This is a genomic window from Paenibacillus sp. FSL R7-0128 (assembly GCF_038002245.1).
In the GTDB taxonomy this organism is placed as follows: Bacteria; Bacillota; Bacilli; order Paenibacillales; family Paenibacillaceae; genus Paenibacillus_AQ; species Paenibacillus_AQ silagei.
Map to the genome: position 1 here is coordinate 584,354 of NZ_JBBOCD010000001.1, position 26,112 is coordinate 610,465.

General features: G+C 55.0%; 19 protein-coding genes. 13 read left to right on the plus strand and 6 right to left on the minus strand.

Going from position 1 to position 26,112, the window contains the following annotated elements; genetic code table 11:
• Positions 1 to 16: 16 nt before the first annotated feature.
• From NST26_RS02475 to NST26_RS02490, 4 genes are all read left to right on the plus strand, one after another.
• Positions 17 to 307, plus strand: coding sequence for a hypothetical protein (locus tag NST26_RS02475; RefSeq protein ID WP_036723798.1), 291 nt, complete (start codon positions 17 to 19; stop codon positions 305 to 307).
• Positions 308 to 472: 165 nt separating this feature from the next.
• Positions 473 to 1,765: a stalk domain-containing protein gene (locus NST26_RS02480; RefSeq protein WP_340956301.1), complete on the plus strand. Its 1,293-nt coding sequence runs from the start codon at positions 473 to 475 to the stop codon at positions 1,763 to 1,765.
• A 104-nt stretch (positions 1,766 to 1,869) separates the two neighbouring features.
• Positions 1,870 to 2,433 carry a peptide deformylase gene (gene def / locus NST26_RS02485; RefSeq protein ID WP_340958159.1) on the plus strand — a complete coding sequence of 188 codons (564 nt, stop codon included), beginning with the start codon at positions 1,870 to 1,872 and terminating at the stop codon, positions 2,431 to 2,433.
• Positions 2,434 to 2,940: 507 nt separating this feature from the next.
• Positions 2,941 to 3,642, plus strand: a complete 702-nt coding sequence (locus NST26_RS02490; RefSeq protein WP_339312632.1) for a PBECR4 domain-containing protein — start codon at positions 2,941 to 2,943, stop codon at positions 3,640 to 3,642.
• A 79-nt stretch (positions 3,643 to 3,721) separates the two neighbouring features.
• On the opposite strand, the gene NST26_RS02495 is transcribed toward NST26_RS02490, so the two are convergent.
• The gene (locus NST26_RS02495; protein WP_036723801.1) at positions 3,722 to 5,038 is read right to left on the minus strand and encodes a glutamate-1-semialdehyde 2,1-aminomutase; all 1,317 of its coding nucleotides are present in this window, start codon (positions 5,036 to 5,038) and stop codon (positions 3,722 to 3,724) included.
• A gap of 105 nt (positions 5,039 to 5,143) precedes the next feature.
• Positions 5,144 to 6,202, minus strand: a complete 1,059-nt coding sequence (locus NST26_RS02500; protein ID WP_051477898.1) for an LCP family protein — start codon at positions 6,200 to 6,202, stop codon at positions 5,144 to 5,146.
• A 102-nt stretch (positions 6,203 to 6,304) separates the two neighbouring features.
• On the opposite strand from NST26_RS02500, the gene bcp reads away from it, so the two are divergent.
• Together bcp and NST26_RS02510 are read left to right on the plus strand one after the other, a co-directional pair.
• A complete protein-coding gene (gene bcp, locus NST26_RS02505; RefSeq protein ID WP_340978406.1) occupies positions 6,305 to 6,766 on the plus strand; it encodes a thioredoxin-dependent thiol peroxidase in 462 nt (153 codons plus the stop codon).
• 120 nt (positions 6,767 to 6,886) lie between these two features.
• Positions 6,887 to 11,173 (plus strand): acyl-CoA dehydratase activase-related protein, encoded by a 4,287-nt coding sequence (locus tag NST26_RS02510; protein ID WP_340978407.1) that lies wholly within the window; start codon positions 6,887 to 6,889, stop codon positions 11,171 to 11,173.
• Between the two features lie 263 nt (positions 11,174 to 11,436).
• Here NST26_RS02510 and NST26_RS02515 read toward each other — a convergent pair whose 3' ends face one another.
• Positions 11,437 to 12,123: a hypothetical protein gene (locus tag NST26_RS02515; RefSeq protein WP_036723805.1), complete on the minus strand. Its 687-nt coding sequence runs from the start codon at positions 12,121 to 12,123 to the stop codon at positions 11,437 to 11,439.
• A gap of 129 nt (positions 12,124 to 12,252) precedes the next feature.
• Here NST26_RS02515 and NST26_RS02520 point away from each other — a divergent pair, with 129 nt between their 5' ends.
• Together NST26_RS02520 and NST26_RS02525 are read left to right on the plus strand one after the other, a co-directional pair.
• The gene (locus NST26_RS02520; protein ID WP_036723807.1) at positions 12,253 to 12,705 is read left to right on the plus strand and encodes a MarR family winged helix-turn-helix transcriptional regulator; all 453 of its coding nucleotides are present in this window, start codon (positions 12,253 to 12,255) and stop codon (positions 12,703 to 12,705) included.
• The gene (locus NST26_RS02525) at positions 12,702 to 14,234 is read left to right on the plus strand and encodes a DHA2 family efflux MFS transporter permease subunit (protein WP_036723809.1); all 1,533 of its coding nucleotides are present in this window, start codon (positions 12,702 to 12,704) and stop codon (positions 14,232 to 14,234) included. The genes NST26_RS02520 and NST26_RS02525 overlap by 4 nt, the downstream gene beginning before the upstream one ends.
• 273 nt (positions 14,235 to 14,507) lie before the next feature.
• Here NST26_RS02525 and NST26_RS02530 read toward each other — a convergent pair whose 3' ends face one another.
• Both NST26_RS02530 and NST26_RS02535 read right to left on the minus strand, forming a co-directional pair.
• Positions 14,508 to 15,461, minus strand: coding sequence for a helix-turn-helix transcriptional regulator (locus tag NST26_RS02530; protein WP_340956289.1), 954 nt, complete (start codon positions 15,459 to 15,461; stop codon positions 14,508 to 14,510).
• Between the two features lie 37 nt (positions 15,462 to 15,498).
• Entirely contained in the window at positions 15,499 to 16,179 is a 681-nt protein-coding gene (locus NST26_RS02535) for a DedA family protein (RefSeq protein ID WP_339253397.1), read from the minus strand.
• 108 nt (positions 16,180 to 16,287) lie between these two features.
• Between NST26_RS02535 and NST26_RS02540 the strand changes: the two genes are divergently transcribed.
• The 4 genes from NST26_RS02540 (at position 16,288) to guaA (ending at position 24,006) form a co-directional block, all read left to right on the plus strand.
• Positions 16,288 to 17,712, plus strand: coding sequence for a polysaccharide deacetylase (locus NST26_RS02540; RefSeq protein ID WP_340978409.1), 1,425 nt, complete (start codon positions 16,288 to 16,290; stop codon positions 17,710 to 17,712).
• 364 nt (positions 17,713 to 18,076) lie between these two features.
• Positions 18,077 to 19,441, plus strand: coding sequence for a DUF58 domain-containing protein (locus tag NST26_RS02545; protein WP_340978410.1), 1,365 nt, complete (start codon positions 18,077 to 18,079; stop codon positions 19,439 to 19,441).
• Positions 19,410 to 21,926: a transglutaminase-like domain-containing protein gene (locus NST26_RS02550; protein ID WP_340978412.1), complete on the plus strand. Its 2,517-nt coding sequence runs from the start codon at positions 19,410 to 19,412 to the stop codon at positions 21,924 to 21,926. Before NST26_RS02545 ends, NST26_RS02550 begins: the two co-directional genes overlap by 32 nt.
• Positions 21,927 to 22,467: 541 nt before the next feature.
• Positions 22,468 to 24,006 carry a glutamine-hydrolyzing GMP synthase gene (gene guaA / locus NST26_RS02555; protein WP_340978414.1) on the plus strand — a complete coding sequence of 513 codons (1,539 nt, stop codon included), beginning with the start codon at positions 22,468 to 22,470 and terminating at the stop codon, positions 24,004 to 24,006.
• Positions 24,007 to 24,032: 26 nt separating this feature from the next.
• On the opposite strand, the gene NST26_RS02560 is transcribed toward guaA, so the two are convergent.
• Positions 24,033 to 25,127: a Gfo/Idh/MocA family protein gene (locus NST26_RS02560; protein ID WP_340978416.1), complete on the minus strand. Its 1,095-nt coding sequence runs from the start codon at positions 25,125 to 25,127 to the stop codon at positions 24,033 to 24,035.
• Between the two features lie 116 nt (positions 25,128 to 25,243).
• Here NST26_RS02560 and NST26_RS02565 point away from each other — a divergent pair, with 116 nt between their 5' ends.
• A complete protein-coding gene (locus NST26_RS02565) occupies positions 25,244 to 26,107 on the plus strand; it encodes a LysR family transcriptional regulator (protein WP_036723817.1) in 864 nt (287 codons plus the stop codon).
• Positions 26,108 to 26,112: the final 5 nt, after the last annotated feature.

Sequence of the window (26,112 nt, forward strand, 5' to 3'; positions counted from 1 at the left end):
GAGGGCTTACACCGTTATGAATGAGAATGAAGATCTGGAGCGGAGGCTAAGCGAGCTTCTGGAGGACGGCGAGATGGAGCAGGCGGACCGGCAGGCCAAGGAGATCCGTCAGATTTCGCCCAAGTATGAGATCCGCATACAGACTACACTTGACCCCATAGTCGAAGAGACGCTTCGTTACCGCAAAATCGCCTATGAGCTGGATGACCGGTATGATAAATATGTGAAGCGCTCAGACCAGGCAAGCGGTCCGCCCAGCACTAGCGAACCGAAGAAATCTTCAGAATCCGGCAGCGGAGAGCGATAAGCTGCTGTTATCCACAGGAGCGGTTTTCCGAATTATCGGGAGACCGCTCTTTTGCGCAAAGATCAGCTGTTGAAACGTTATCTGCTATAAAAAGACGGCAAAGCTGTTTCCACAGGAGCTGGGCGGGATGTTAGAATAGAATTATACTAATTTAGGAGGAATACGATGCTGAAGACATGGAGAAGGTTAATATCAGCTTCTGCTAGCGGACTGCTGTTGTTCACCGTATTAATCAATGTGCATGCAGGTCCGGCGGTTGCCGCTGCAGCAGCCGTGGCGCAAGGAACGGAGCAGGATGTCTTTCGCATCGTGGCACTTGGAGATTCTATTACTGCCGGGTATGAGCCGGGGATGACTGATCCCTCCGTGAAGCCGTACGGATACGCTGAGCGATTACTGGAGCAGGGCTGGTACCGCGGCAGAAGTGAGCTTAAGAATTATGGCATTTTGGGCCTTAAGACAGCGGGACTCCTTCAATATACCGGAGCGATTAAGGACAGCGCGGTAATTACGCCGGAGGCCATTCAGCCGGGGCTGTCTGATCCGCGTACCTTGCAATTTGCTGCGCTGGCCCCGCAGATTAGAACGGAGCTCGCTGCGGCGGATCTGATTACCATTACCATCGGCGGTAATGATGTCAGCAGTCTGTTCTTGAATTACAAGACGCTGACCGATGCCGATTTCGCTTCCCAGCTTGCGGAGCGTCTGACGGAATACAGCAGTAATGTAACAGCGCTGCTGAAGAATATCCGGGAAGTGAATCCGCAGGCAACCATTCTGCTGGCCGACCAGTATCAGCCTGCTCCGAAAATCGCCCTGGGGGCTTCGTATGACAAGCTGATGAATGCGGCTGCACAGTTCACCATCGCGGCTGAGAATATCGCGGCTACCCTGAACCAGGCAGGCGCTCCGCTTAAGGTAGCTCATGTAGCCGCAAAGTTCGCCGGTGTAGAGGGATCGCTAACTCATATCATCGGAGCCGGGGCGGCAGACTTCCATCCTACGCAGCTTGGATATGAACGGATTGCCACTGTATTCGCTGAAATGCAATGGGGGGAATACCGTACGCCGGCAGTAACGGCGATGGCTTCGGAGACAGCGCCGATGTCCATCGTTGTGAAGGGGAAGGAACTGAATACGCCCAATAAGCCCATTTTGAAGAACGGGCAGAACTTTCTGGCGCTGAAGGATATTCTGAATGCAGTGGGTGCGGATGGCAAATGGGATAACAAAACCTCCAGTGCGACTGTAATTTACGGAGGAAGAACGGTGGTTATTACGATCGGCTCGAAGACCATTAAGGTGAACGGTGCGGATGTAGCGATTGATACTCCAGCTTTTCTGCATAAGGTTGGCAAAGAGGATAAAACCTATCTTCCGCTCGCCGCGCTCGCTACCGGACTGGGCTTCGATGTGAATTACAGCAGCAAGCTGCGGACAGCTTTCATTAATCCTTAATCGCGCATAATCTAACCATAGCATCATCAAATCAGTCCCGTAGTGGAAAAGGTGGATGAACCCAGTTGTCTAGTACAAAGTATAATGCTGATTACATCATCACGATGGAGGATATCATACGGGAAGGCGACCCTGTCCTGCGTACGGTAGCGGAACCCGTACAGCTGCCGCTGCAGGCAGAAGACCGTGGTGTACTGCAGAGCATGATGCAGTTCCTGAAGAACAGTCAGGATGCCGAAATGTCTGCCAAGTATAAGCTGCGTTCAGGGGTAGGCTTATCCGCTAACCAGATCGGAATATCGAAGCGGATGTTTGTCATGTTTTTGAAGGACGATAATGGCAAAAATGTGGAATATACCTGGGTGAATCCCAAGATTATTAGCCATTCGATGGCAATGGTCTATCTGCCGGAGAGCGAGGGCTGCCTGTCTGTGGACCGGCCGGTGCACGGATTCGTACCGCGTTATGAGTCTGTGAAGGTCAGGGGCTTCGATCTGAACGGCGAGGTGGTAACCCAGAAATTCAAAGGCTATCAGGCGATCATCATCCAGCATGAGATGGATCACCTGGACGGAACGATGTTCTATGACCGGATCAATCCGCAGAACCCGTTCAAGCTTCCGCAGGATGTGGAGATCCGCAGCCTGTATGAGCAGAAGAGCAAGTAGACATTAAGCTATGTAGTTGTCGCCTTCACGGGCGGGAGCATCCCGCTTGCCGTACGGCTGGTGACCCCGCTTACGGTGGCAGCGTTGTTTGTGTATGGATGGCGGGAGAATGATAAGCAGTGATTTTATCTGGGGTATTTTTACAAATTATTTCATTGAAATCCGTGCTAATATCATGTAAAGTGGGTATAGTAATATTAAGTTGTATCTCATTCTTAGATACATGCTGGACACGGTAGCGTCCGGTACCCTGCGGGAGGGTCTCACAAAATCCTGGAATATCACCAATCGGCTACCACGTAATCATCATTCTTGGTTTCACGGAATATCATATAAGTATGTCGCTTGAAGCGAGCTGGACATGGTAGCGTCCGGTACCCTGCGGGAGGGTCTTATAAAATCCTGGAATACCACCAATCGGCTACCTTTAATAATAATGTATTGCTCTGATGTCTTTCTCATCAGGGCATTTTTGTTATTAAGAAAATAGTTCTAGGGGGAACATCATTGCTAACTGCCGCAGCTCTTATCGCACTTCAATCGAAACCATCATTTACGGATGTCGAATTACTGCCGCTAAGCGATTTATATTACCAACATCTATATCCAAATGTCTTTGAATTTGGTCTAGCAAGCGGTGAAATAATAATATTGAAGTTCAATTTAGAGGCATTCTGCCATTTACTTGGCCTTAAAAAAACTGTTGAACAGGCGCGAAGGCTCAGCCGGGAAGTGAAGAATGAATACAAGGGAATGGCCGGTTGGAATGCGATTCGTGAAGGGCGGTCAAGCAAAGCAATTATACGTGCGTATGGAGTTTCGTTGGACCCGATGAAAGACAAGATGTTGTTTTTTTATTACTTGCCTGAACTTCTCCGAGTTGGCTCATTAGCAATCAAGTTTGTTCCTTCAGGTTCAACCCGAATTCCTTCTGAAATTATTATTTATAATTTGCATGTTGCAGACAATACATACATCCAAATTGGAATCAGCAAGTGTGACCACGGAAGATGGTACTATCCTGAGACCTTTTTAATTGAGCGTGTCAAAGTTTCTCGGCCTACTAATAAATTTGCCGACCCGCCAAGCACTGTTGTTTCTATCACCAGTCGGAACATTTATCCGCGATATTCTTCTCCAATCCGACCAAAAGTCAGAAGAGCAGCTTGTCAGCTACCAAAGCGTTCAAATCGATTAAGGAAGCACTAGAGTTGAGGCTATTATTCATATATTAAAAACAAACCCCTGCCGCTTAAAGGCAGGGGTTCTCCTATAGGGTCAAAATCGATTACTTCTCCGCCGCCATAGCTGCGAATGAAGCCTCTGCCGCCTCCAGGGTGAGGTCGATGTCGGCATCCGTGTGGGCTGTGGTCAGGAACCACGCCTCATATTTGGACGGGGCCAGGTTGATGCCCCGGCTCAGCATATGCCGGAAGAAGCTGGCGAACAGTTCACCATCGGTATCCTGCGCTTCTTCATAATTCGTAATGGGATGGCTGCAAAAATGTGTGGAGAATGCACCACGAATTCGGTTGATGGTTAGTGGAATACCGTGACGGTCAGCGGACGCCTGAAGTCCTTCGGTCAGGCGGATGGCCAGCCGCTCCATCTCGTCATAGACGCCTTCCGCGCTAAGCACCTCCAGGCAGGCGATCCCTGCCGAGATCGAGGCGGGGTTACCGGCCATCGTGCCGGCCTGATAAGCAGGACCGAGCGGAGCGACCTGCTCCATGACATGCTTGCGGCCGCCGTAAGCGCCAATAGGCAGCCCGCCGCCGATGATTTTGCCAAGGGCAGTCAGATCGGGAATGATCTCCTCATGATTCGCCAGACCGGCATAGGTCTGTGTGGAGCCGTAGTGGAAACGGAAGGCGGTAATGACTTCATCATAGATAACCAGGGAGCCGTTCTCGTGCGTCAGCTTGCATAAGCCTTCCAGGAAGCCTGGCTCCGGCATAACCATACCGAAGTTGCCGACAATCGGCTCGACCATAACAGCAGCCACATCCTGGCCCCATTTCTCTAATGCTTCACGCAGGGCATCCAGATCATTGAAGGGAACGGTGATGACCTCTTGGGCGATACTGGCCGGAACGCCTGCGCTGTCAGGGATGCCCAGCGTCGATGGACCTGAACCTGCGGCTACAAGCACAAGGTCAGAGTGGCCGTGATAACAGCCGGCGAATTTGATGATTTTGCTGCGCTTCGTGTAGGCGCGGGCGACGCGGATGGTCGTCATGACGGCTTCTGTACCGGAGTTGACGAAGCGTACCTTGTCCATCGAGGGAATAGCTTCCTTCAGCATCTTAGCCAGCTTGATCTCAAGCCGGGTTGGCGTTCCGTAGAGCAGTCCGTTCTGTGCGGCCTCAGTAAGAGCGGCGGTGATATGCGGGTGGGCATGTCCGGTAATGATCGGGCCATAGGCGGCCAGATAATCAATATATTCATTGCCGTCCTCATCCCAAAAGCGTGAGCCTCCGGCGCGTTTCATGAAGACAGGGGCGCCTCCGCCCACGGCCTTGAAGGAGCGGGAGGGGCTGTTCACGCCTCCGACAATATGCTGGAGAGCTTCCTCGTATAACTGTTCTGATGTGCTGCGGTTCATAGCTAATGTTCCTTTCTTCTTGGCTTGCGCTCATGGGAAAGGGCGAACCGCGTCTGATTCCCGCTGTCCGCCCGCCCCGTGTGCCAAGCATGGTTATATTGGATGTTACTTTGTTCCCGGTGATGTGGAAGGGCTGCTGCCCGGTGAAGCCTCTGCTCCAGGAGTTGGCGATGGTTCGGGTGCAGTGAGCGTATCCTCTACGAACTGCTTCAGCGCCCGCTCGCTGCTGAACCCGATCACCTGGGAGCCGTCCTTGAGGGTCTTCTCCCGGATCAGATTCATCGGCGGAATCTGCGCGCTGCCGCCCATAGAGCTGTCATAGCCTACAGCGCCGAGCTTCCACATGTCGCTAATATCAAGATTCGTGTCAATATAAGGTGTAACCTCACCAAGAATGGTCGGCAGCTTGATAATGGAGGTGGTGCTGATCACCTTATCTGCTACAGCCTTAAGGAAGCCGCGCTGGCGCTCTGTCCGGGTGAAATCGGAGGTCGCGTCATGACGGAAGCGCACATACTGCAGAGCCATTTTGCCATCCAGGTGCTGGAAGCCCTTCTTGAGATCGATATCGAACTCAGGCCCGTCCGCCTTGGTGGTATAACGCATATCCTTCTCGACCTCATAATCCACACCGCCTACAGCATCCACCAGCTTCATGAAGCCCTGGAAATCGGTATAGACATAATATTGAATCGGGATACCGAGCAGGTCGCTGACCGTCTGCATCGCCGTGTTGGGTCCATAGGTAATGGCGGCATTGATCCGCTGTGAACCGTGGTCAGGGATGTCAACATAAGTGTCACGAAGAATGGAAAAGACATAGAACTTCTTCTTCACCGGATCAAGTGAGGCGACCAGCATAGTGTCGGAACGCGGCACCTCGCCCTTCTTCACCCCGCGCGCATCCACGCCCATGAGCAGGATATTGACCGGCTCTGTGCCTTCCCATACAGGGGGCTTAACCGCCTCCGCCGAGGCTGTGGGAACATTGGCGAACGGAGAATCTTCACCTGTCTTGTGGAGGTTATCGAGCTGATTGTAAATTGCAGTGAAATAGTAAACCAGACCTCCGATGATTAAAAGGAGTATGATTGCCAGAGTCCAGAGCAGCGTTTTCTTCTTTGACTTGCCGGCTTTGGCGTGCCGGTTCTTTCTTGGTGGCATTTCGTTCGTCCTTTCCAGTTCACATTCTCTACATTATAATTTCTTTTGGGAAGACACGCAATTTCAGAAATCAACAACCACATTAAGAGGAGTGAATAATAAATGAATATCACAGTAGGTGACAAGGTTCCGGACTTCACACTCCCTGCCTCAACAGGGGGCAATATCAGCTTAAATGATTACCGCGGCAGGAAGGTGCTGCTCTATTTCTATCCTAAGGACAGTACCCCGGCCTGCACCCAGGAGGCCTGCGATTTCCGTGATGCCCACGATACGATTGCCGCGAATGGGGCGGTTGTTCTTGGAATCAGTGCCGATCCGCTGGCCTCACACAGCAAATTTATTGCGAAGAATAGCCTGCCCTTTCCGTTATTATCCGATGAGGAGCATACGGTGAGCGAATTGTTCGGGGTATGGCAGCTTAAGAAGCTCTACGGCAAGGAATTCATGGGGATTGTGCGCTCTACTTTTCTGATTGATGAGGAAGGAATTCTGAGAGCGGAGTGGCGAAAAGTCAGAGTGAAGGGCCATGTGGAGGCCGCATTAGAACAAATCGTGAAATAATTAAGTATGCTGGTAATTAATTGTATTTGTCTGTTACTTTTCTAACAGCTATAGTCAGGCGCTCTCGTGATATAGTTGCCTCATATTACTTCAAATTTGGAGCAAGGTATGGGGGATGGCATGAAGAGACTGCGTATTGGGCTTGACGTCGGATCAACTACAGCCAAATTGGTGGTTATGGAACGGGATATCATTATATATCAGGATTATGTGCGTCATTTCAGTGATATAAAAAAGGCGGCAGTTACCCTGCTGTCAGAGGTGCAGCAGAGGTTCACAGGTAGTGAAGCGGCGCTCACCGTAAGCGGCTCCTCCGGGTTGTCCCTGTCCAAGCTCGGGGAGATTCCGTTTGTCCAGGAGGTCATTGCCTGCACGAGGGCGATCAGCGGACGGATTCCAGAATGTGATACCGCGATTGAGCTGGGCGGAGAGGATGCCAAAATCATCTACCTCAGCGGCGGCATTGAGCAGCGGATGAACACAGCCTGCGCAGGCGGTACAGGGGCATTCATCGATCAGATGGCCTCTCTGCTGCAGACGGACCCTGCGGGTCTGAATGCGCTTGCGGTGAAGCATGAGCGGATCTATCCCATCGCTTCGCGCTGCGGGGTATTTGCCAAGAGCGATGTGCAGCCGCTGCTGAATGAAGGGGCGCGGCGTGAGGATGTGGCGGCCTCGATCTTCCAGAGCATCGTGAACCAGACGATCAGCGGCTTGGCCTGCGGACGGCCGATCCGTGGGCGTGTTGCTTTTCTCGGGGGACCATTGACCTTCCTGTCCGCTCTGCGGGACCGGTTCACGGAGACGCTTGGACTGAAGGAGGAGGAGGTGCTGTTCCCGGAGCACTCGCAATATTTCGTCGCCATCGGTTCGGCGCTTGCCGGGTCAGATCCCGTATTCCTGCCGCTCAGCGGCTGGATCGCCCGGATCATGGCTGTAGACTTCTCGCAGGACCGCGCGGAGGATGCAGAGCTGGCGCCGCTGTTCAGAGCGCCGGATGATCTGGCACAGTTCAGACTTCGTCACAGTCAGGCTACAGCACCGCGTTCCGCGCTGGCTGCCTACCGGGGGCCGGTCTATCTGGGCATTGATGCCGGCTCTACCACGACCAAGCTGGTGGTTACCGGAGCGGCGGATGAGATTCTGCATACCTTTTACGGGAGCAATGGAGGCAATCCTCTGCAGTCGGTTACGGACGCGCTGAAGGAGCTCTACCGGATTCTGCCCTCAGGCTGCTACATTGCGGGAGCTTACGCAACCGGTTATGGAGAGGGTCTGGTTAAGGCGGCGCTGCGGATGGATGGCGGAGAAGTAGAGACGGTGGCCCATTACAAGGCAGCCTCCCGGTTCATGCCGGAGGTCGACTTCATCCTCGATATCGGCGGACAGGACATGAAGTGCATCAAGATCCGCGGGGGAGCGATCGACAGCCTGATGCTTAATGAGGCCTGCTCGGCGGGCTGCGGCTCCTTCCTGGAGAGCTTCGCTTCCGCACTGGAGCTTGGCATAGAGGAGTTCGCCGCTGCGGCACTCGAATCGAAGGGACCGGTGAATCTCGGCTCGCGCTGTACTGTATTCATGAATTCCAAGGTGAAGCAGGTTCAGAAGGAAGGGGCTTCCCTTGCTGATCTCTCGGCCGGGCTGGCCTATTCCGTTGTGAAGAATGCGCTGCAAAAGGTGATCAAGATCCGTAATCCCGAGGATTTGGGCCGGAATATTATCGTCCAGGGCGGCACCTTCTACAATGAAGCCGTCCTGCGGGCTTTTGAGCTGCTGACCGGAAGAACGGTAGTCAGACCTGATATCGCCGGCGTGATGGGCGCTTACGGCTGTGCGCTGATAGCCAGAGAACAGGCTGCCCCGGAAGGAATCAGCACGATTCTCGGACCGGAGGAGCTGGAGGGCTTCCAGTATTCAGTCGCTCCAGGCCGCTGCAGCCGCTGTGCCAACAACTGTGCGCTGACCATCAGCCGGTTCCCGGACAAGAGCTTCCATGTGACGGGGAACCGCTGTGAACGCGGCGCAGGCGGCAAGAAAGAGAAGAACACGCTGCCGAACCTGATGCAATATAAATATGAGCGGTTCTTCGCGTATGAGGGCCTGCCTGAAGTGGCAGCGCTCCGGGGAACGGTTGGACTTCCTCGCACAATGAATATGTTCGAGAATTACCCGTTCTGGCATACCTTTTTCACCTCGCTGCGCTACCGGACCGTGCTGTCTCCGAAGTCTAGTAAGAAGCTGTATGAGAGCGGAATGGATACCATTCCTTCGGAATCCATCTGCTATCCGGCCAAAATGGCCCACGGGCATGTACAGCAGCTGATCGGCCAGGGCGTGGACTTCATCTTTTACCCGGCGGTGGTGTATGAGAAGAAGGAGGATGATGCGGCGCAGAATCACTTCAACTGCCCGGTGGTTGCCTCCTACCCCGAGGTGATCCGCAATAATATGGACGGTCTGAAGGAGCAGGGGGTTCCGCTGGTCAGCCCGTTCCTGACCTTCGACGATATTCCGGCGCTGACCCGGGTGCTGGCGCGAACCTTCGCCGAGGTACCTAAGGAGGAGATTGCGTCTGCTGTCCAGGCAGGACTGGCGGAAGCGGAGCAGGCGAAGAACGATGTGCGCACCAAGGGCGAGGAGACGCTGGTCTTCCTCACGGAGACAGGTACGAAGGGGATTCTGCTCTGCGGACATCCGTATCATGCCGACCCTGAGATCAACCACGGGATTGCCGATATGATTACCGGTATGGGGCTTGCGGTGCTGACCGAGGATTCGATCTGCCATCTGGACCGCAGCGAAGGGGATGTTGGCGTAGTGAACCAGTGGACCTACCATGCGCGGATGTACCGTGCGGCCCGGCTGGCAGCGGGAAGAAGTGATCTGGAGCTGGTCCAGCTCACCTCCTTCGGCTGCGGGATCGATGCGATTACCTGCGATGCGGTTCAGGAGATTATGGAGCGTCACAACAAGGTCTATACGCTCATCAAAATCGATGAAATCAGCAATCTCGGAGCCGCGCGGATTCGCCTGCGTTCGCTCCAGGCCGCAATGCGTGAGCGCGAGAGAGTTGAGGTTAAGCCGCAGCTGCTCTACAAGCCGCAAGCCAATGTGCCGTTCACCAAAGAAATGAAGGATACCTATACCATCCTTGCCCCGCAGATGTCGCCGATTCATTTCGAACTGTTCGAACGGGTCTTCCAGGATGCGGGCTACCGGCTGAAAATTCTGGAATCGACCGGTCCGCAGGAGACGGAGGAAGGCCTCCGGTACGTCAACAATGATGCCTGTTATCCGGCGATTGTAACGATCGGGCAGATGCTGTCGGCACTGAAGAGCGGCGATTATGACCCGGACCGGACGGCTGTAATCATGTCGCAGACCGGCGGCGGCTGCCGGGCGACGAACTACATCTCTCTGCTGCGCAAGGCGCTGAAGGATGCCGATCTGGGGCAGATCCCGGTGATCTCCCTGAATGCCTCCGGGATGGAGAACCAGCCGGGCTTCCGCATCAGCCTGAAGCTGGCGAACCGCCTGATCGCCGCAGCCTGCTACGGAGATCTGATGATGCGCCTGCTGCACCGCTTCAGACCGTATGAAGCGGTGCCGGGAAGCACAGAGGCCTTATTCCGCCAAGGAATGGGACGCTGCAAGGGCAGCCTGTCGAACTTCTCGTTCCGTGAATACAAGCGTCTGACCCGTGAGATTGTTGCCGGGTTCTCGCGGCTGCCAGTTATCTCAGCGGATAAGCCCAAGGTGGGCATTGTCGGGGAGATTCTGATCAAGTTCCATCCGGATGCCAACAATCATATCATCGACATGATAGAGGCGGAGGGCGGAGAGGCCGTGATGCCTGATTTCCTGGACTTTATTTTCTATTGTGTCTACAATCCGATCTACAAGGCCGAGCAATTCGGCAAAAGCAAGCGGCTGGGCTATATCAATCCCATGCTGATCTCCTATCTCGAAATCTACCGCAAGCCGGTCAAGGTAGCGCTGGAGCAGGCTGGACTATCCAAAGGCCGGGAGAATATCTACGGTCTGGCCGAGAAGGCAAGCCGCCTCGTGTCGGTAGGCAACCAGATGGGCGAAGGCTGGTTCCTGACGGCGGAGATGATGGATCTGCTGGATAACGGCGTGAACAATATTGCCTGCATTCAGCCGTTTGCCTGCCTGCCGAACCATATTACCGGGCGCGGGATGATTAAAGGGCTTAAGGATCTATATCCTGGTGCGAACATCGTCGCCATTGATTATGATGCCGGAGTCAGCGTGGTCAATCAGGCCAACCGGATCAAGCTGATGATGTCGATTGCCAGCGGCCTCGCCGCCGGTACCCAGCCGTCAGCGGACGATCTGGCACAGCTGGTGCCAGTCATGGCCGGTAGTGTGGGATGTCAGGGGTAGAGCAAGCTGCCTGCGGATAAGCAGCGGTTGAATAGATGAAGAGCGGACCGGAGGAAACTCCGGTCCGCTTGTTTGCCTTCCAGGGCTCAACCCCCATGTGTGTGGAGAACCGAACACATGGGGCCCGCAGGAGGCAAGTGGAGAGAATGTAGTCGAAAAACCGAACACAATGTGATTGGCGTGAAGGTGAGTGGGATGGATGAAGCCAGGGAGCAAAATGAGGGGCAGTAGTGCCCCTGAAGTCTCCGGATCATCCACCCGTTTCACTTCTGCAGCTTCTGCTTCACCCGCATCGCTTTGTTCAGATGGACGAAGTTATGCCGGGTGGCCGGCATCAGTACCTGACCGGCAAAGGTCTTGCCGCCCCAATAATCCATTAGCCACTGCTCGCTGTCGAGTACCGCTTTCTCCTCCCGGACTCTCTCGAACTGCGCCGGAGTTGCCTTCATCCCGAGCTGTCCCGGCTCCAGAGCGGATAGGATGGAACGTGTTCTGCGGGCGACATCGCGCCGGTACTCGGATAGCGCTCCGAGGTTCACCTCTCTACTGAGTGTAGCAACATCCTGTTCACTCATTCCGTTGCCGGAATGAACGTAAGGAACCCCCAGCCTCCGGGCATACTGACCGGAGTATAGCACCTGCTCACGGTCTGCCCCCAGGATGTTCATGGTGATATCCTCTATTCGTGCACTGTGCCACAGATGCCAGACTATAGAATTACGGCTGCCGGGTGTCTGCACCGGGTAGCTGCGCGCGGTGGACTCCAGCAGCTGGTCCCATAAGGCATCCTCATAGGTTGCCTGTTCCCCGTTGCCTTCTTCAGAGGCGTAGAGGGAGGTATGCAGCTCCAGAATGATAGCGACTGCTTCAGTATGCGCCTCCGGCTTGGTGATGATCCTGGACAACATTTTATGCTGCCTGTTCCAGTGATTTCGTTGTTCTGTATTCATGTTTAATCCTCGCTTTCCGTAATTTTCAGAAAATTTCTGCAAGAAAACCATTGACGGATAAATAGGTAAATAGTAAAATAGTTCGTATGCGAAGTATTATTGTGCATTATGCTTGTGGAGGGATAAGGCTTGGAAGAAAAGGAAAAGCAACTGGACGATATTCTGTCCTCTTTCCGCTGCATCACCCATAATTTCCAGCAGCTTCTGTGGAAGGATGCAGAGGAGCTTAACATCACATCTACCCAACTGATGGTATTGCGTAAGTTATCCTTGCATCCAGATATCGGGATCACGGAGCTGGCCGATCTTCTGCATCTGGGCAACAGCGCAGCCAGCGGTGTAGTGGACCGGATGGTGAAGGCCGGACTGATTACCAGAGAACGCTCGCAGAGCGACAGACGAATATTTAAGCTGGCGATGACTGAGAAAGGCAAGGAGATCCGTCTGCTCAGCAGGCAGTCACTCCGAAGACATTTGCAGCCCTTGGCAGACATTCCTGCGGAGGATGTACAGGAGCTGCTGCGGCTGCATGGTGAAATTATCCGAATTCTAGAACAAGGGAGAGACAACAAGAAGCTATGAGTACAATTACAGCCGGTAATGCACCGTCTAAGACGGTCCGCAGAGGCCCGATTATCGCAGCGCTCCTGATCGGCGCCTTCGTGGCGCTACTCAATCAGACGCTGATGAATGTGGCGCTGCCCAAAATGATGGAGGACCTGAATATCCTCGCCAATACGGCCCAATGGCTGACGACAGGGTTCATGCTGGTTAATGGTGTGCTCGTGCCGATCAGCGCCTATCTGGTGGAGAAATTTACGACCCGCCAGCTCTTTACGACGGCAATGATGTTATTTTCGATAGGTACACTGGTCTGTGCAATAGGAACAGGCTTTGAGATGATTATGGTCGGCAGAGTCATTCAGGCTGTAGGTGCCGGAATTCTGATGCCGCTGATGAACATTGTGTTCCTGCGTATCTTCCCGATTGAAGAACGGGGCAAGGCGATGGGACTGATGGCGGTTGCGATGATTTTTGCTCCGGCTGTCGGCCCTACCTTGTCCGGCTGGGTCGTGCAGAACTATTCCTGGCGCGTGCTGTTCTACATCGTGCTTCCGCTGGCCATTTTCTCAATGCTGCTCGGCATGAAGACTATGCAGAATGTCGGTAAGCTGACTTCTCCGAAGCTGGATAAACCGGGTGTGATTCTGTCTACACTGGGCTTCGGCGGGCTGCTCTACGGCTTCAGTGATGCCGGAACAGACGGCTGGGGAAGCACGACCGTTATTCTCTGCCTGATCCTGGGTATCGTGTCCCTGGGGCTGTTCGTATGGCGTGAGCTGACCACGGATAAGCCGCTGCTTGAGTTCCGCATTTTCCGCTACAACATGTTCTCCCTGACTACCGTGATCAACATTATCGTCACTATGGCTATGTATGCAGGGATGATCCTGCTGCCGATCTATCTGCAGACCATCCGCGGCTTTACACCGATGGAATCCGGACTGATGCTGCTCCCGGGTGCGGTTCTGATGGGCGTGATGTCACCGATCACCGGAATTATATTTGATAAAATCGGAGCCAGATGGCTGGCGGTTATCGGCCTTGCCATCACCACTGTAACGACCTGGGAATTCAGCCAGATCAGCACCACTACCACTTATACTCATCTGATCCTGACGTATACGGCCCGCATGTTCGGGATGTCGATGCTGATGATGCCTATCGTCACCGCCGGTCTGAACCAGCTGCCGCAGCGTCTGGCTTCTCATGGTACAGCCATGTCCAACACCCTGCGTACCGTGGGCGGTGCACTGGGGATGGCCCTGTTCGTCAGCCTGATGACCAACCGTACGAAGAGCAACATTACCGATGCACTGGTAAGCGGTGCGGTGTCGAAGACCGATAAGGCTGCGATGCTGAAGCTTACACAGGAAGCAACGATTAACGGGATTACCCATGCTTTCGCTGTAGCAACCTGGGTGACTGTTGTTGCCCTGGTGCTGGCGCTGTTCATCCGCAAGACCTCTCCGCAGCCCGACTTCCTCAAGACGGAAGAAGCGGAAGGCGGACAGCCGCAGCCCAACCTGACGAAATCACAGAGAGCATAATCCTGAATAAAAAAAGACGATCCGCTATAACCGTTAACGGTTGCCGGGTCGTCTTTTTTGCGTCTGCAAACTAGGGTGGAATTGCCCCACTGTCCTTCATCCTCCCCAGTCTCCCAGTCAAAAACCGGCTTCTCCCTTAGAGTATAAACCGGCAAACCTGACAACATGGATTCAGGTTCGGATGCGGATGGAAAAAGATTGTACATGCTTGAATGCGGGTGGGGTGGAAAGATGGTCATGCGATGGCGAATTGAAAATGCTTAGGTTCGGGTTTTATTGCCGCTCCGGCAAGTCTGATGAATATACCGCCGCGACGCCGCGGGCCACCTCGCCTAATCTGCGGCGGATGTGCTCCGGTCCCAGCACCTCCAGGACGGTTCCGAAGCTTAGCAGGAAGCCGTATAGCCAGTCATTCTCAGGGTACTGGAGCGTTAGGGTGTATCCGCCGGTATCATCCCGCTGGAGCGTCTCACAGTCGAAGTATTCCTCGGCGAGATGCTTGCCTTCCGGCGTGAAACGCAGCTTGACTGGTGTGAGATTCTGCGGTTCCTTCCAGCTACTACTCCACGGCAGCTCTGTAAGAGGAATATCCTGGCGGATATAGTGCCTGTTCTTCTTCACTAGCGCTTTCATCCGCAGCAGCTTGAAGAGGCGGAAATCCTGACGCTCCTCGCAGAACCCGTATAAGTACCAGAATTGTCCCTTGAGGACCAGCGTATAGGGCTCGACCGTACGCTGGCTTACCCTGCCTTCGGCAGTTATGTATTCAAAAGTGACCATGACCTCCTCCTCTAAGGCTTCTTTAAGGAGGTCCAGCCGCTCCTCCAGCGGAGCTGTCAGCTCCCAGGGGGAGAAATCGACGATCATTTGCGTGGTTTTGCTGCGGAAGGCGGAGATCTGGGAGGGAGGGACAACACTGCTGATCTTCTCCATCAATAGCTGATGGCCCTCTCCGCCGATGGAGGAGGCGCTTTGCAGCGCACTGAAAATGTCGGCCAGCTCGCGTTGCGATAATACGTTGCGGTCCAGCCGGTAGCCCTGCATGAGGCCGATGCCGCCCCCTGCCCCCTGATAGGTAACTACAGGGATGCCAGCGCTGTTAATGCTGTCTATATCGCGGTAAATCGTACGCACGGAGACCTCGAACATATCGGCCAGCTCCTTGGCCTGAATCAGCGGCCGGTTAAGCAGCAATATGACAATGGAGAGCAGACGGTCTATTTTCACAGGGATACCTTCTTTCAGACGTTAGGTGAGGCTATAGTCAGCGGGTCTTGGAGGTCTCTTTGACCTTCACTTGGACCTTGGCATCAAGCGTAGCCACTGGCTTGCGCCGGCGCAGCCGGAGAGAAATGGCAGCCCGGTAACGGTAAATGACAATCAGCGCGGCAATAGCCAGCACGCTTACTGCGATCCAGAGGGCATAGGATTCGATCAGGTGGAAGATGCCCATCCACTGCGGGCCGAAGATTTTGCCGATTCCGAGAAATAACACTACCCAGAATATTGCTCCCCCATAGGCATACATAGCGAATTTACGGAAGGGCAGGGCAATAATCCCGGCAAAATAGCCGGTGAAGTGGCGGACGCCGGGGATGAAATAGCCGATGGAGATCAGCACACTGCCGTATTTCTCGAACCAGCGCTGCGTCTTTTCCAGCTTGGCCGGAGAGAACATGAACCATTTGCCGTACCGCTGGATAAAGGGCAGACCGGCCTTGAGCCCGATGAAATATGTAATGGTCATCCCAATTGTAGTCCCTAAGAAGGCTACGATCACCAGGGTGAAGAAATCCAGCCTCCCCGTGAAAGAGAGAAATCCTGCGAAGGCCATCGTGGTCTCCCCGGGAAAAGGCAGGGCGATAAATTCGAGCAAAAGCCCGAAAAACAATACGCTATAACCATAGCTCGCAAACAATTCTTGTATCCATTTCAGCATATCCATAGATTCTTCACTCTCCAAAGGCTGCGCGCCTATTCTATTCTGAAGCTTGTCTTCATACAATCTACCAAATGGTGCGGGTGCGCCAATAGAATGCTGGAGGTAGAGAAGATGAAGGACAATCTGGAAAATCCTATCCGCCGCATCATGATCTGCGGGTTGCTTGTTATTGCTGTTGTGCTGAGTCTGGGTGTGTCAGCCTATGGAGGGCAGGGGAATTCATCCGGTTCGCGGATTACGTACTCCCTGCAGGCTGAAGCAGGCAGTGCGTTACCTCTACTCTCTAAGAATAATGCTCCGGCTGTCCCGGTGCAAGATTTGCCTCCGGCAGCGGCCAGAATGACAACCGCAGAATCACGGCAGCCGCATATTTCGGGCGGTTCAACCCCTAAGGCAGATGCAGAGCGTCCTGCTCCCGCTATACAACAAGTAGCTGCTGCTGCGGGGAAAGCTGCTCCAGCAGCCGGTCACCGTAAGGAGAAGGTGGTCTATCTGACTTTTGACGACGGGCCAAGCGCAGTTACTCCCAAGGTGCTTAGCATATTGCAGGAACAGGGGGTTAAGGCTACCTTCTTCGTGCTGGGGGATCAGGCCGCAGGGCGTCCCGAGCTGATCCACGCCATCTGGGAGCAGGGGCATGCTATCGGCAACCATACCTATAATCATAACTATCATGATTTATATAGCGGCTTCACGGAATTTTGGCGTCAAATCAAACAGACGGAGGAAACGGTACGTGAGATCACAGGCGTCCGTCCGCAACTGGTCCGTGCGCCGGGCGGCACGTTCGGCCATTTCGACAGTACATACTTCAATCTGCTGAAGCAGGCAGGCTACCGGGTGATGGACTGGACTGTGGACAGCGGAGATTCCCGCCGCCGGGGAGTGCCCGCTGCGGAGATTGTGCAGGCATCTGTGGCTGACTTGAACTCCGCCAGTGTGGTGCTGCTGCTGCATGACGGATCAGGCCATGAACAGAGTGCCAAGGCGCTGCCTGCCATTATTGAACGCTACAGAGCGGCCGGTTATGAGTTCGGCGTTCTGGATACGCAGAGTGATCCCGTACAGTTCAGGGTGTCCTCCAAGGCAGCCTCGCTTCAGCGGAGCAAGCCGTCACAGGATTGGATATCGGCCAATATTGCTCCGAATGCGGAGCTGTTTGCACCAGGCAAGGCGCTTGCGCTTGAGATTGGGCGGATGGAGATCAAGCTGAAGCCCGGAGAGTACCGTCTCCAGGACGGGCAGTACTATGTTCCGCTACGCGCCACCGTGGAACGGCTGGGCGGGCGGGTCGGCTGGGATGCGGACACCCGCAGCGCAGCTGTAAGCTGGAACGGCCGCAGCATGACGTTAGACTCACAGAAGCAGGAGGTTGGCATTTACTGGCCGGACGGTACAGCAGAGTACAGGGCGGCACAGGTGCAGCTCCAAGGCTCCTCCCTCTGGGTACCCCTGCGTATGCTGCTTGAGGCGGCAGGTCATCCGGGTGCGGAAGCCTTTGTTAATGCAGAGGAGCGCAGGGTTACTGCAGCTTAAGGCGGATATCCGTTTTGGAGGAGGGCTGGACGGAGGGGACGGCAAGGAGAGCAGGGAGGGCCAGGAAAGCTAGGAGAACTGGTGGAAGGCAGCGGAAGCGGCGGAAAAGCGGCTGTTAAATGTCTGGGCATCCTTTTTCGTGGAAAGAATAGATAGCAACAGGCCTCAGCAAGTAGTATAGCCAGAGAAAGTACAGGCTGTCAGGGGGCTAGTCTATGACCATGGAAGGGTGTCCTCGTTGTCCTCATCATCATTGACAGATCCAAAATCACAGGTATATTCACAGCAGAACAGGTACGGGAATGCAGAGATAGCCGGGTTCCCCCGGAAGCGCGTCCGCCGCGCAGCGAAGGAGTGGGGGCGAATGCTGCTCCTGATGGCGGTTACCGGAGGACTGTATATGTGGCGCGGCGGAGAATCGCTCCTGCTGCTGCTGACAGCCGGCGGAGTGGTCATGTCCGGCGGCCTGCTGATGCAGCTCTGCGGTCCCCGGAGAGTTAGTGTCCAGCGTACGATTGTTCCTGGGCGTCTGTCTGCGGGGGATGACGCCGTTGTGGAAGTTCAAATTTCTTTTGCCGCCAGAATCCCGCTGCCCTGGATGATTGTGACCGATTACTGGAGCGGGGGCAGCCATCAGGAGCTGCTGTTTCCCGGCTTCCGGCGTTCCTTCAAATATTCTTATGAGCTGCTGTCCGTTCCAAGGGGTGTACATCAGCTTCATGGGTGCAGTGTAACCTGGGGAGATCTGCCGGGGCTGTTCACCGGCGGCTGCCAGCCGGGCGGCAAGGCGGACTTCAAGGTGCTGCCAAGGGCGTTATATATGGGCACAGTTGTGCCGGATACCGGCTTGCTGCCGGGAGACCATGTGTCCGGGCGGGGGAACCACAGCAGCCCGCAAGCAGCGGATATCCGTGATTATGCGCCGGGTGATCCGTTCAGCCGGATTCACTGGAAGAGCAGCGCCCGTAAAGGCAATTTGCAGAGCAGAGTGCCGGAACGTGAAGCGGGGCAGATGACCTGCATCGTGCTTGCGAGCAGTCCGGCGGATTACGAGATTCCCGGCGGTGCGCACCCTCCCCGCAGCCAGCGGAGGTCGGTGATCCCGGCCTTTGAACAGGCGGTATCGGCTACGATGGGGCTGCTGCTCTCTGCCGAGCGTACCGGCAGCTACATCCAGCTCTTCAGCGGCGGCTGGCCGGAAGGAATGGCCAGACATGAGGGACTGGGCCAGATCCCCGGGAGGGTCCGGGATCTGCTTACAGAGATTGCCCCATCCGGTTCACAGAGTCTCAGCAGACTGCTGGAGGATGCGTCACAGAGCTGGATTCCCGGGATGACGGTATCGGTCGTTACCGGCAGGCTGGAGGAGGAGTCAGCGAGAACGCTGGCCCGCTTCCTGGTTCAAGGAATCAGGGTGGAGCTGTATTATGTCTGGGACCAGCCTTCTCCGAGCCGGACTCCGGGTAGTCCTGTGCGGAGCCCGGCCGGAGCAGCGGGGACGCTGCCGGAGCTATCCCGCAGCAGCAGGCTGGCACCGGAGGGGTGGGAAACAACCGGGCAGCATGATCCCGCAGCTTACGGGAACAGCAGACCGCCTGCCTCGGATACGATTGCGGGAAGTCTGATGCGGCTTGGCGCGAGGATTCACTGTCTGGGCTATGCTGCTCCTGCACAAGGGTACAAGGGGGCGGAGCCTGATGGATTCCCGGATAACTCCACCTCCTGCTAGTGCGGGTACGGATAGCGCCAGTCCGAAGGGCTCAACCCACAGCGGGCATCGCCGCTACGGAAGCATCATGTTTACAGCGGCAGGGATGGAGGAATCAGACCTTGCAGAGAACAGCTCCGCAGGTAAAAGAGAGAACAGTCCTCTGTATTATCGCGGTCTGTTCTCTTTGGCGATTATGGGCGTCTTTGGGCTGTGGCTGCTGCCGCTCTACAGATTGCCTGCGGCAGCGGACCATACACAGCTCCTGAGGCTCCTGATGCTCTCCGCAGCAGCACTTCTCGCATGGGGCTGTCTGCTGTTGCCCCGTCTTGTCCAGGCAAGCGGGCAGCTTCTGCTAATCTTCTTGACCTGGTATGGCCTCTGTGCTGCTGCGGAAGGTGGGGGCGTGTGGCTGAAGGTCTATGCCATGGAGAAAAGTGGACAGGATGCCCTGCTGCTGCTCTCTGGCCGGATCTCCGCATTAAGCGAGGACAGCAGGCTGCTGATTCTGGTGCTGGGCTGGGGGCTGCTGGTGTCCTCCGTCCAGCAGCTCGCGCTGTACAGGGGAAGTATTGCGCTGTTCACCGGTGTAACGCTAGTGTATCTGCTGGTGCTGGATATGGGCTATGCTGTTAATACTTCCGGGGATGTCCTGGTCACTGCGGGGCTGATCCTGTGGCTGCGGGCTTTAAGCGGGCTGCTCCACCTGCAAGAGAGGACAGAAAGGCCTGTTCTTCCATACGCCCGCTGGGGAGCCAGGGCATTCTCGGCAGCTGTACTGGTAACGCTGGCCGCCTGGATGGCCGGGCAAGGGCTGGGCGCGCGCCCGGCTGCCCCGGTTACGCTGCAGCCGGTGCTGGACAAGCTGGAGCACTGGGCAGCGGCGCAAAGACCGGAGGAGGCAGGCGTACCCGGCACCGGCAGCACCGGCTATAGTATGGAGGACAGAGAGCTTGGCATGCCCCTGACTCCCAGCCGGGAGGCGGCCTTCACGGTCACTGCTTCCCGTCCCTACTACTTGCGGGGGGAAAGCATGGCGTATTATGACGGCCGCCGCTGGATCAGGAGCGGAGCCGCGTATTCAGCGCTGAATCTGCCCCGGCTGTCCGGGGCGCTGCCCGCTCTGGCAGATGCTGCATCAGCCGGGGGCCAGACGTTTATTCAGCGGATTCAGCTGGCCTCGCCTTCCGCTGGAGGTATGCCGCTGTTCAGTGCAGGCGCTATAACAGACGTACAGAACATCCGGCTTGCGGACGGAAGCCAGCTGGGTTACGTACTGGCCAGCCCGGACAGGCTCAGCTTCCGCCTGCCGGAAGTCTACAGCTCCGCAGGGGTTACGGAATATACCGTCAAGTCTGTTCTGCCGCCAAGCGATCCGGTAGCGCTGCGGAAGCTGAAGGGGAGTGATCCCGAAGGGGTACGCAGCCAGTATTTGCAGCTCCCCGCTGCTCTGCCGTCCAGAGTGCGTGCCCTGGCCGGCGATCTTACCGCAGCTGCGGCGAGCCGTTACGATGCCGCCGTAGCCGTAGCAGGTTATCTTCAGGAAGGCTATACCTATTCGCTGAAGACCCGCTTGCCGCCGCCCGGTGCCGATTTCACCGATGATTTCCTGTTCGGGACCCGTCAGGGCTATTGTGTGCATTTTGCCACTGCGATGACGGTCCTGCTGCGCAGCAGCGGCATTCCGGCGCGGTACGTCCAGGGCTACGGCCCGGGAACCGCCGTGCCCGGTTCTGTGCCGCAGCGCTACAGCGTGACCGGCGGCGATGCCCACGCCTGGGTCGAGGTCTATTTCCCCGGCGCGGGCTGGGTCCCCTTCGACCCCACGCCCTCCGCCGCTGCCGCCGCTGCCCTCGGCGCGGCGGCTACGGACCCGGCGGCTGCCGTCGCGCCGCCGGACCCCCGCCGCTCCGCTGCGCTGCACGCGGACGCGCTCACCGCCGCCCTGCCGCAGGCGGGCGGCCCGGACACTGCGCCGCTCGCGCTGGCGGCGCTGGTGCTGGCTGCCGCCATCCGCTGGCGGCGCAGCCTGGCCCTGCTGCCGGCGGTGCGCCGCGCCGGCAGGCTTGGCCGTGAGCGGCAGCTGCGCGCCGCCGCTGCGGCCTGGCACGGGCTGGCGGCGCGCTATGGGCCGCCGCTGCCCGGGGTTACCGCCAGGGAGTACGCAGACTCCCTGGCTATCGAGGACGGGCGGCTGCGCGCCGCCGTCCGGGGGTTTGTACGCCAGTGGGAGACCCTGGCGTATGGCGGCGCCGGAGGCGGCGTGCCTTTAGCGGCCGCACGCTCCGCGGGAGACGCCGTGCCTTTGCCGGCGTCGGGCTCTGCTGGCGGTGCTGCGCCCTTGGCGGCGTCGGGCTCCGCTGGAGACGCCATGCCTTTGTCGCACTCTGCGCGGATGTTGCCCGCCTTGCCCTCGTCAAGCCCCAAGCCCCCCAGCGCTGCCGATACCATGGACGCAGAGGCTTTTATGGCCCGGTGCCTGATGATCACCTTCCATCTAACCTGATTAAGAATCGGCGTCCGTTCATTTGCAGCGGACGTCTTTGTGACGGCTAAGCTTGCCGCTCCAAATGTAATCGAAAAACCGACCACATTTAGCACTGCGTAGGCACGAGGGCCAAATGTAATCGAAAAACCGACCACATTTAGCGCTGCGTGGGCACGAGGACCAAATGTAATCGAAAAACCGACTACATTCGGCGCTGCGTGGGCACGAGGGCCAAATGTAATCGAAAAACCGACCACATTTAAATCCACGCTCCCCATGCCAGACACTATCCACCGCCAGCCACGGCTACAATTCTTCTCTTTATCCCTATAACTTGGTGTCGGCTCCCGGCAGCGGTGAATCGGCAGACATTTGCTCATCTGCAGGTATTCCATACAGTCATAGCCACGAGCCTGTTTCCACTACCTTTGCACTGTGCAGGTATTCCCTCCACCCCTACCACAGCTATCCCAAAACCTTGAAACAGAGGGACCCCATTTCCTTGACGCTGAGAATTAACCATGAGTATAATGAATCCAATAATCAAGGGAGGCAAGTAATGAACAAGCCAAATGAAATAATCGTTGTTCTGGATTTCGGGGGACAGTATAACCAGCTTATCGCGCGCAGAATTCGTGACCTGGGGGTATACAGCGAGCTTCTGCCGTACAATACACCGATGGAGAAGATTAAGGCCTTATCACCCAAAGGGATTGTATTCTCAGGCGGGCCAAGCAGTGTCTATGCGGAGAATGCACCACATGTAGACCCGGCGATTTACGAGCTCGGGCTGCCGATCTTCGGAATCTGCTATGGGATGCAACTGATGGCACAGCAGCAGGGAGGCAAGGTGGAACGCTCCGCCAAGCGCGAGTATGGCAAAGCAGATGTGGAATTCGCACCCAGCTCCGTGCTGGCAGCGGGCCTTGATAGCAAACAGACCGTCTGGATGAGCCACGGCGACCATGTAGTGGAGCTTCCGGAGGGCTTTAAGCTGGATGCCGGTACAGAGAGCGCGCCGATTGCAGCCATGAGTAATGATGAACGCAAATTCTTCGCCGTTCAGTTCCATCCTGAGGTACGCCACTCCGTGAAGGGGAATGAGATGATCTCGAACTTCCTGTACGAGGTCTGCGGCTGCGAGGGCAAATGGACGATGGAGTCGTTCATCGAGGATGCCGTTAAGGATATCCGTGACAAGGTCGGCGACCGGAAAGTGCTCTGCGCACTCAGCGGCGGCGTGGATTCCTCTGTTGTGGCGATGCTGATTCACCGTGCGATCGGCGATCAGCTGACCTGTATGTTCATCGACCACGGCCTTCTGCGTAAAGGTGAAGCGGAGAGCGTCATGGAGACTTTTGTCGGCAAGTTCGATATCCATGTGGTCAAAATCGACGCCCGTGACCGCTTCCTCGGCAAGCTGGCCGGTGTCTCCGATCCCGAACAAAAACGTAAAATCATCGGCAACGAGTTCATCTATTGCTTCGACGAAGAATCGGCCAAGCTGGGTGACTTCGCGTTCCTGGCTCAAGGTACACTGTATACCGATATCGTAGAGAGCGGAACAGCAACGGCGCAGACGATCAAGTCGCACCACAATGTGGGCGGGCTGCCGGAAGATATGAAATTCAGTCTGATTGAGCCGCTGAACACCCTCTTCAAGGATGAAGTCCGTAAGCTGGGCGAAGAGCTGGGCATGCCGCATGCGATCGTGTGGCGTCAGCCTTTCCCGGGTCCGGGTCTGGCGATTCGTGTACTGGGTGAAGTGACTGAAGAGAAGCTGACCATCGTCCGTGATTCCGACTATATCCTACGTGAAGAGATTGCCAAGGCGGGTCTCGACCGTGAGATCTGGCAGTATTTCACTGCACTCCCTAACATGAAGAGTGTTGGCGTAATGGGTGACGAGCGCACCTATTCTTACACCGTAGGCATTCGTGCGGTAACCTCCATCGACGGCATGACCGCTGACTGGGCACGTATCCCATGGGATGTGCTGGAGAAAATTTCGGTCCGCATCGTCAACGAAGTAGATAACGTGAACCGCATCGTGTACGATATTACTTCTAAGCCGCCTGCCACGATTGAGTGGGAATAAAATAATAAGAGCTGAGCATCCGGTAGCTACCGGACACTCAGCTCTTTTATTTTGTTAATCAACAATTGTATGTTGTATCCGGCTTCAAAATCAGGAAGTGAATCCAAGCCATTGTGAATATCTCCCGCCAGAGTATGGTATATGGACTCGAAATAGCTTTGCAGAGAGGCTGCCCCGGTGTCCCTGCCAATGATTTCAAAGGAATAGCCGCTGCTTGACTTGATGAGCTGAAGATCTGGGTGGAGGCATTCTTCCAGCACTAAGTTTCCAAATTGAGGATGACCCATGGAGGCATCCTGTGTTAACCGCAGGGAACCGGCTTCTCCGCGAATCAATAGCGTAAATCCGGGCAGAGCGCCCCCGTGTATTGAAACGTTGCTGCTGATGCTGTTGTTTATTAGCCCGATCACTTCCCAGCTACTGGGTGCGCCTTGCCTAATATTCTGGTGAGTCTCGATATTGCGAATCTGCCCGAAGCTGCTTTGAGCAACGGCCGCAAGTGGAGTGAATTCCCCTAATAGCGTGGTCATAAGGTCTAACGAATGGCCGCCGTTGATGTCCAGCAGCGTTGCCCCGCTTTCCGGATTGAACTGATATTCTGTCCGGTTTGTTGCTGTGTTTCCTTTTCCCTGCGTGGTGACTTGCATATGCGCAGATAGAATTCTTCCTAATCTCCCCTGATTAATTATGCTTTTAGCCTGCTTCAGCACGCTGGACTGTCTGGCCTGTAGTCCAATGATATTATGAACCTTGGCATTTTGCGCTAACATCGTGAGTTCTTGTGACTGACGGATATGGTTGGTTAACGGCCATTCTGAATATACATGCTTGTGATGCTTAATCGCTTCTTTAAGTATTTCATAGTGCCATGGAGCCTTGACACTCACAACTACGAGATCAATCTCCGGGTTCTGGACAAGCTCCTGATAATGATCATAGGCATACTTGATATCAAGGACTTCTTTAGCCTGCTTCGCTGAGGCCGGATTTGAAGTGCTGACTGCCATTAAATCATATTGCTCATTGTTCTTCAGCACAGGAATATGTGATTTGATCGCCCAGCTTTCAGGATTAACGGACCCGCCCACAATGCCGACTTTAATTTTTTTTGAATGGTTCATTGTATTTCGCTCCTTGTCTTCTATGGTGAACCTAAGTATAATCTGGCTCAAGTATCATTTGAAATGCATGAATCGCATGGGGATATTACTTTTTTTGATACCCGAAGGAGAAGGCTATGCATATCGAGAACATGAGAGCTTTTATGAAAGTTGCAGAATTGCGAAGTATGACTGCTGCGGCGAACGAACTCAATCATCTGCAATCGAATATTACGAATAAGATTAAGAATATCGAGAAGCACTTTGAGGCTAAGCTATTCTACCGGCATTCTTATGGGGTAGAGCTAACCCCGGATGGGGAAAGGCTATATGCACAATTCAAAAAAATAATCCTGCTATGGGAAGAAACAGAAGAGCTCCTCGCCCATAAGGAAGAGCATATTTTGATTGGAATTATGCAGTCTTCCTTTCCGCTGCACCTTAATAATATTGCTAAAGAATTTCATCAGGCATTCCCGAACAAAAGGTTGTCCTTAATGAGCGGAAGCACAGATGAATTAATATCCAAGATCCTCAAGGGAGAATTGAATATTGCTTACATTACCGAGCTTGAGAATGCAATTTATAACCAGAGTAAATCCATGCTGGCGGAAATGCTGACAAGAGACCGATTGGTGTTTACGGGGAATACGAAGGGTAAGTCTCTCTACAGATTATTAAGTGAAGAGCCTATTTATGTGTTCAGTAAACAGTGCTCCTCGTATCAAGCACTTATGTCACTGATGGCTGATTTCGATGTGCATAACGCATCCATTTCAGAGGTGAATATTGTCGAAACACTGTTGGAGATTTGCAGCAACGGATTCGGTATAGGAATCATTCCTGAAAGTCTGGCGCTCAAATACCATTATCTGAACTATCAAGCTTTGCCGGATGGATATTCTGCACTCCGCAGAACCCTGATTTATCATCCTGAACATACACTATCCAGTGCAGAGAAGTGGTTTATTGAGAAAAGCAAGTCGCTCCTCCAGCAGTAGCTTTC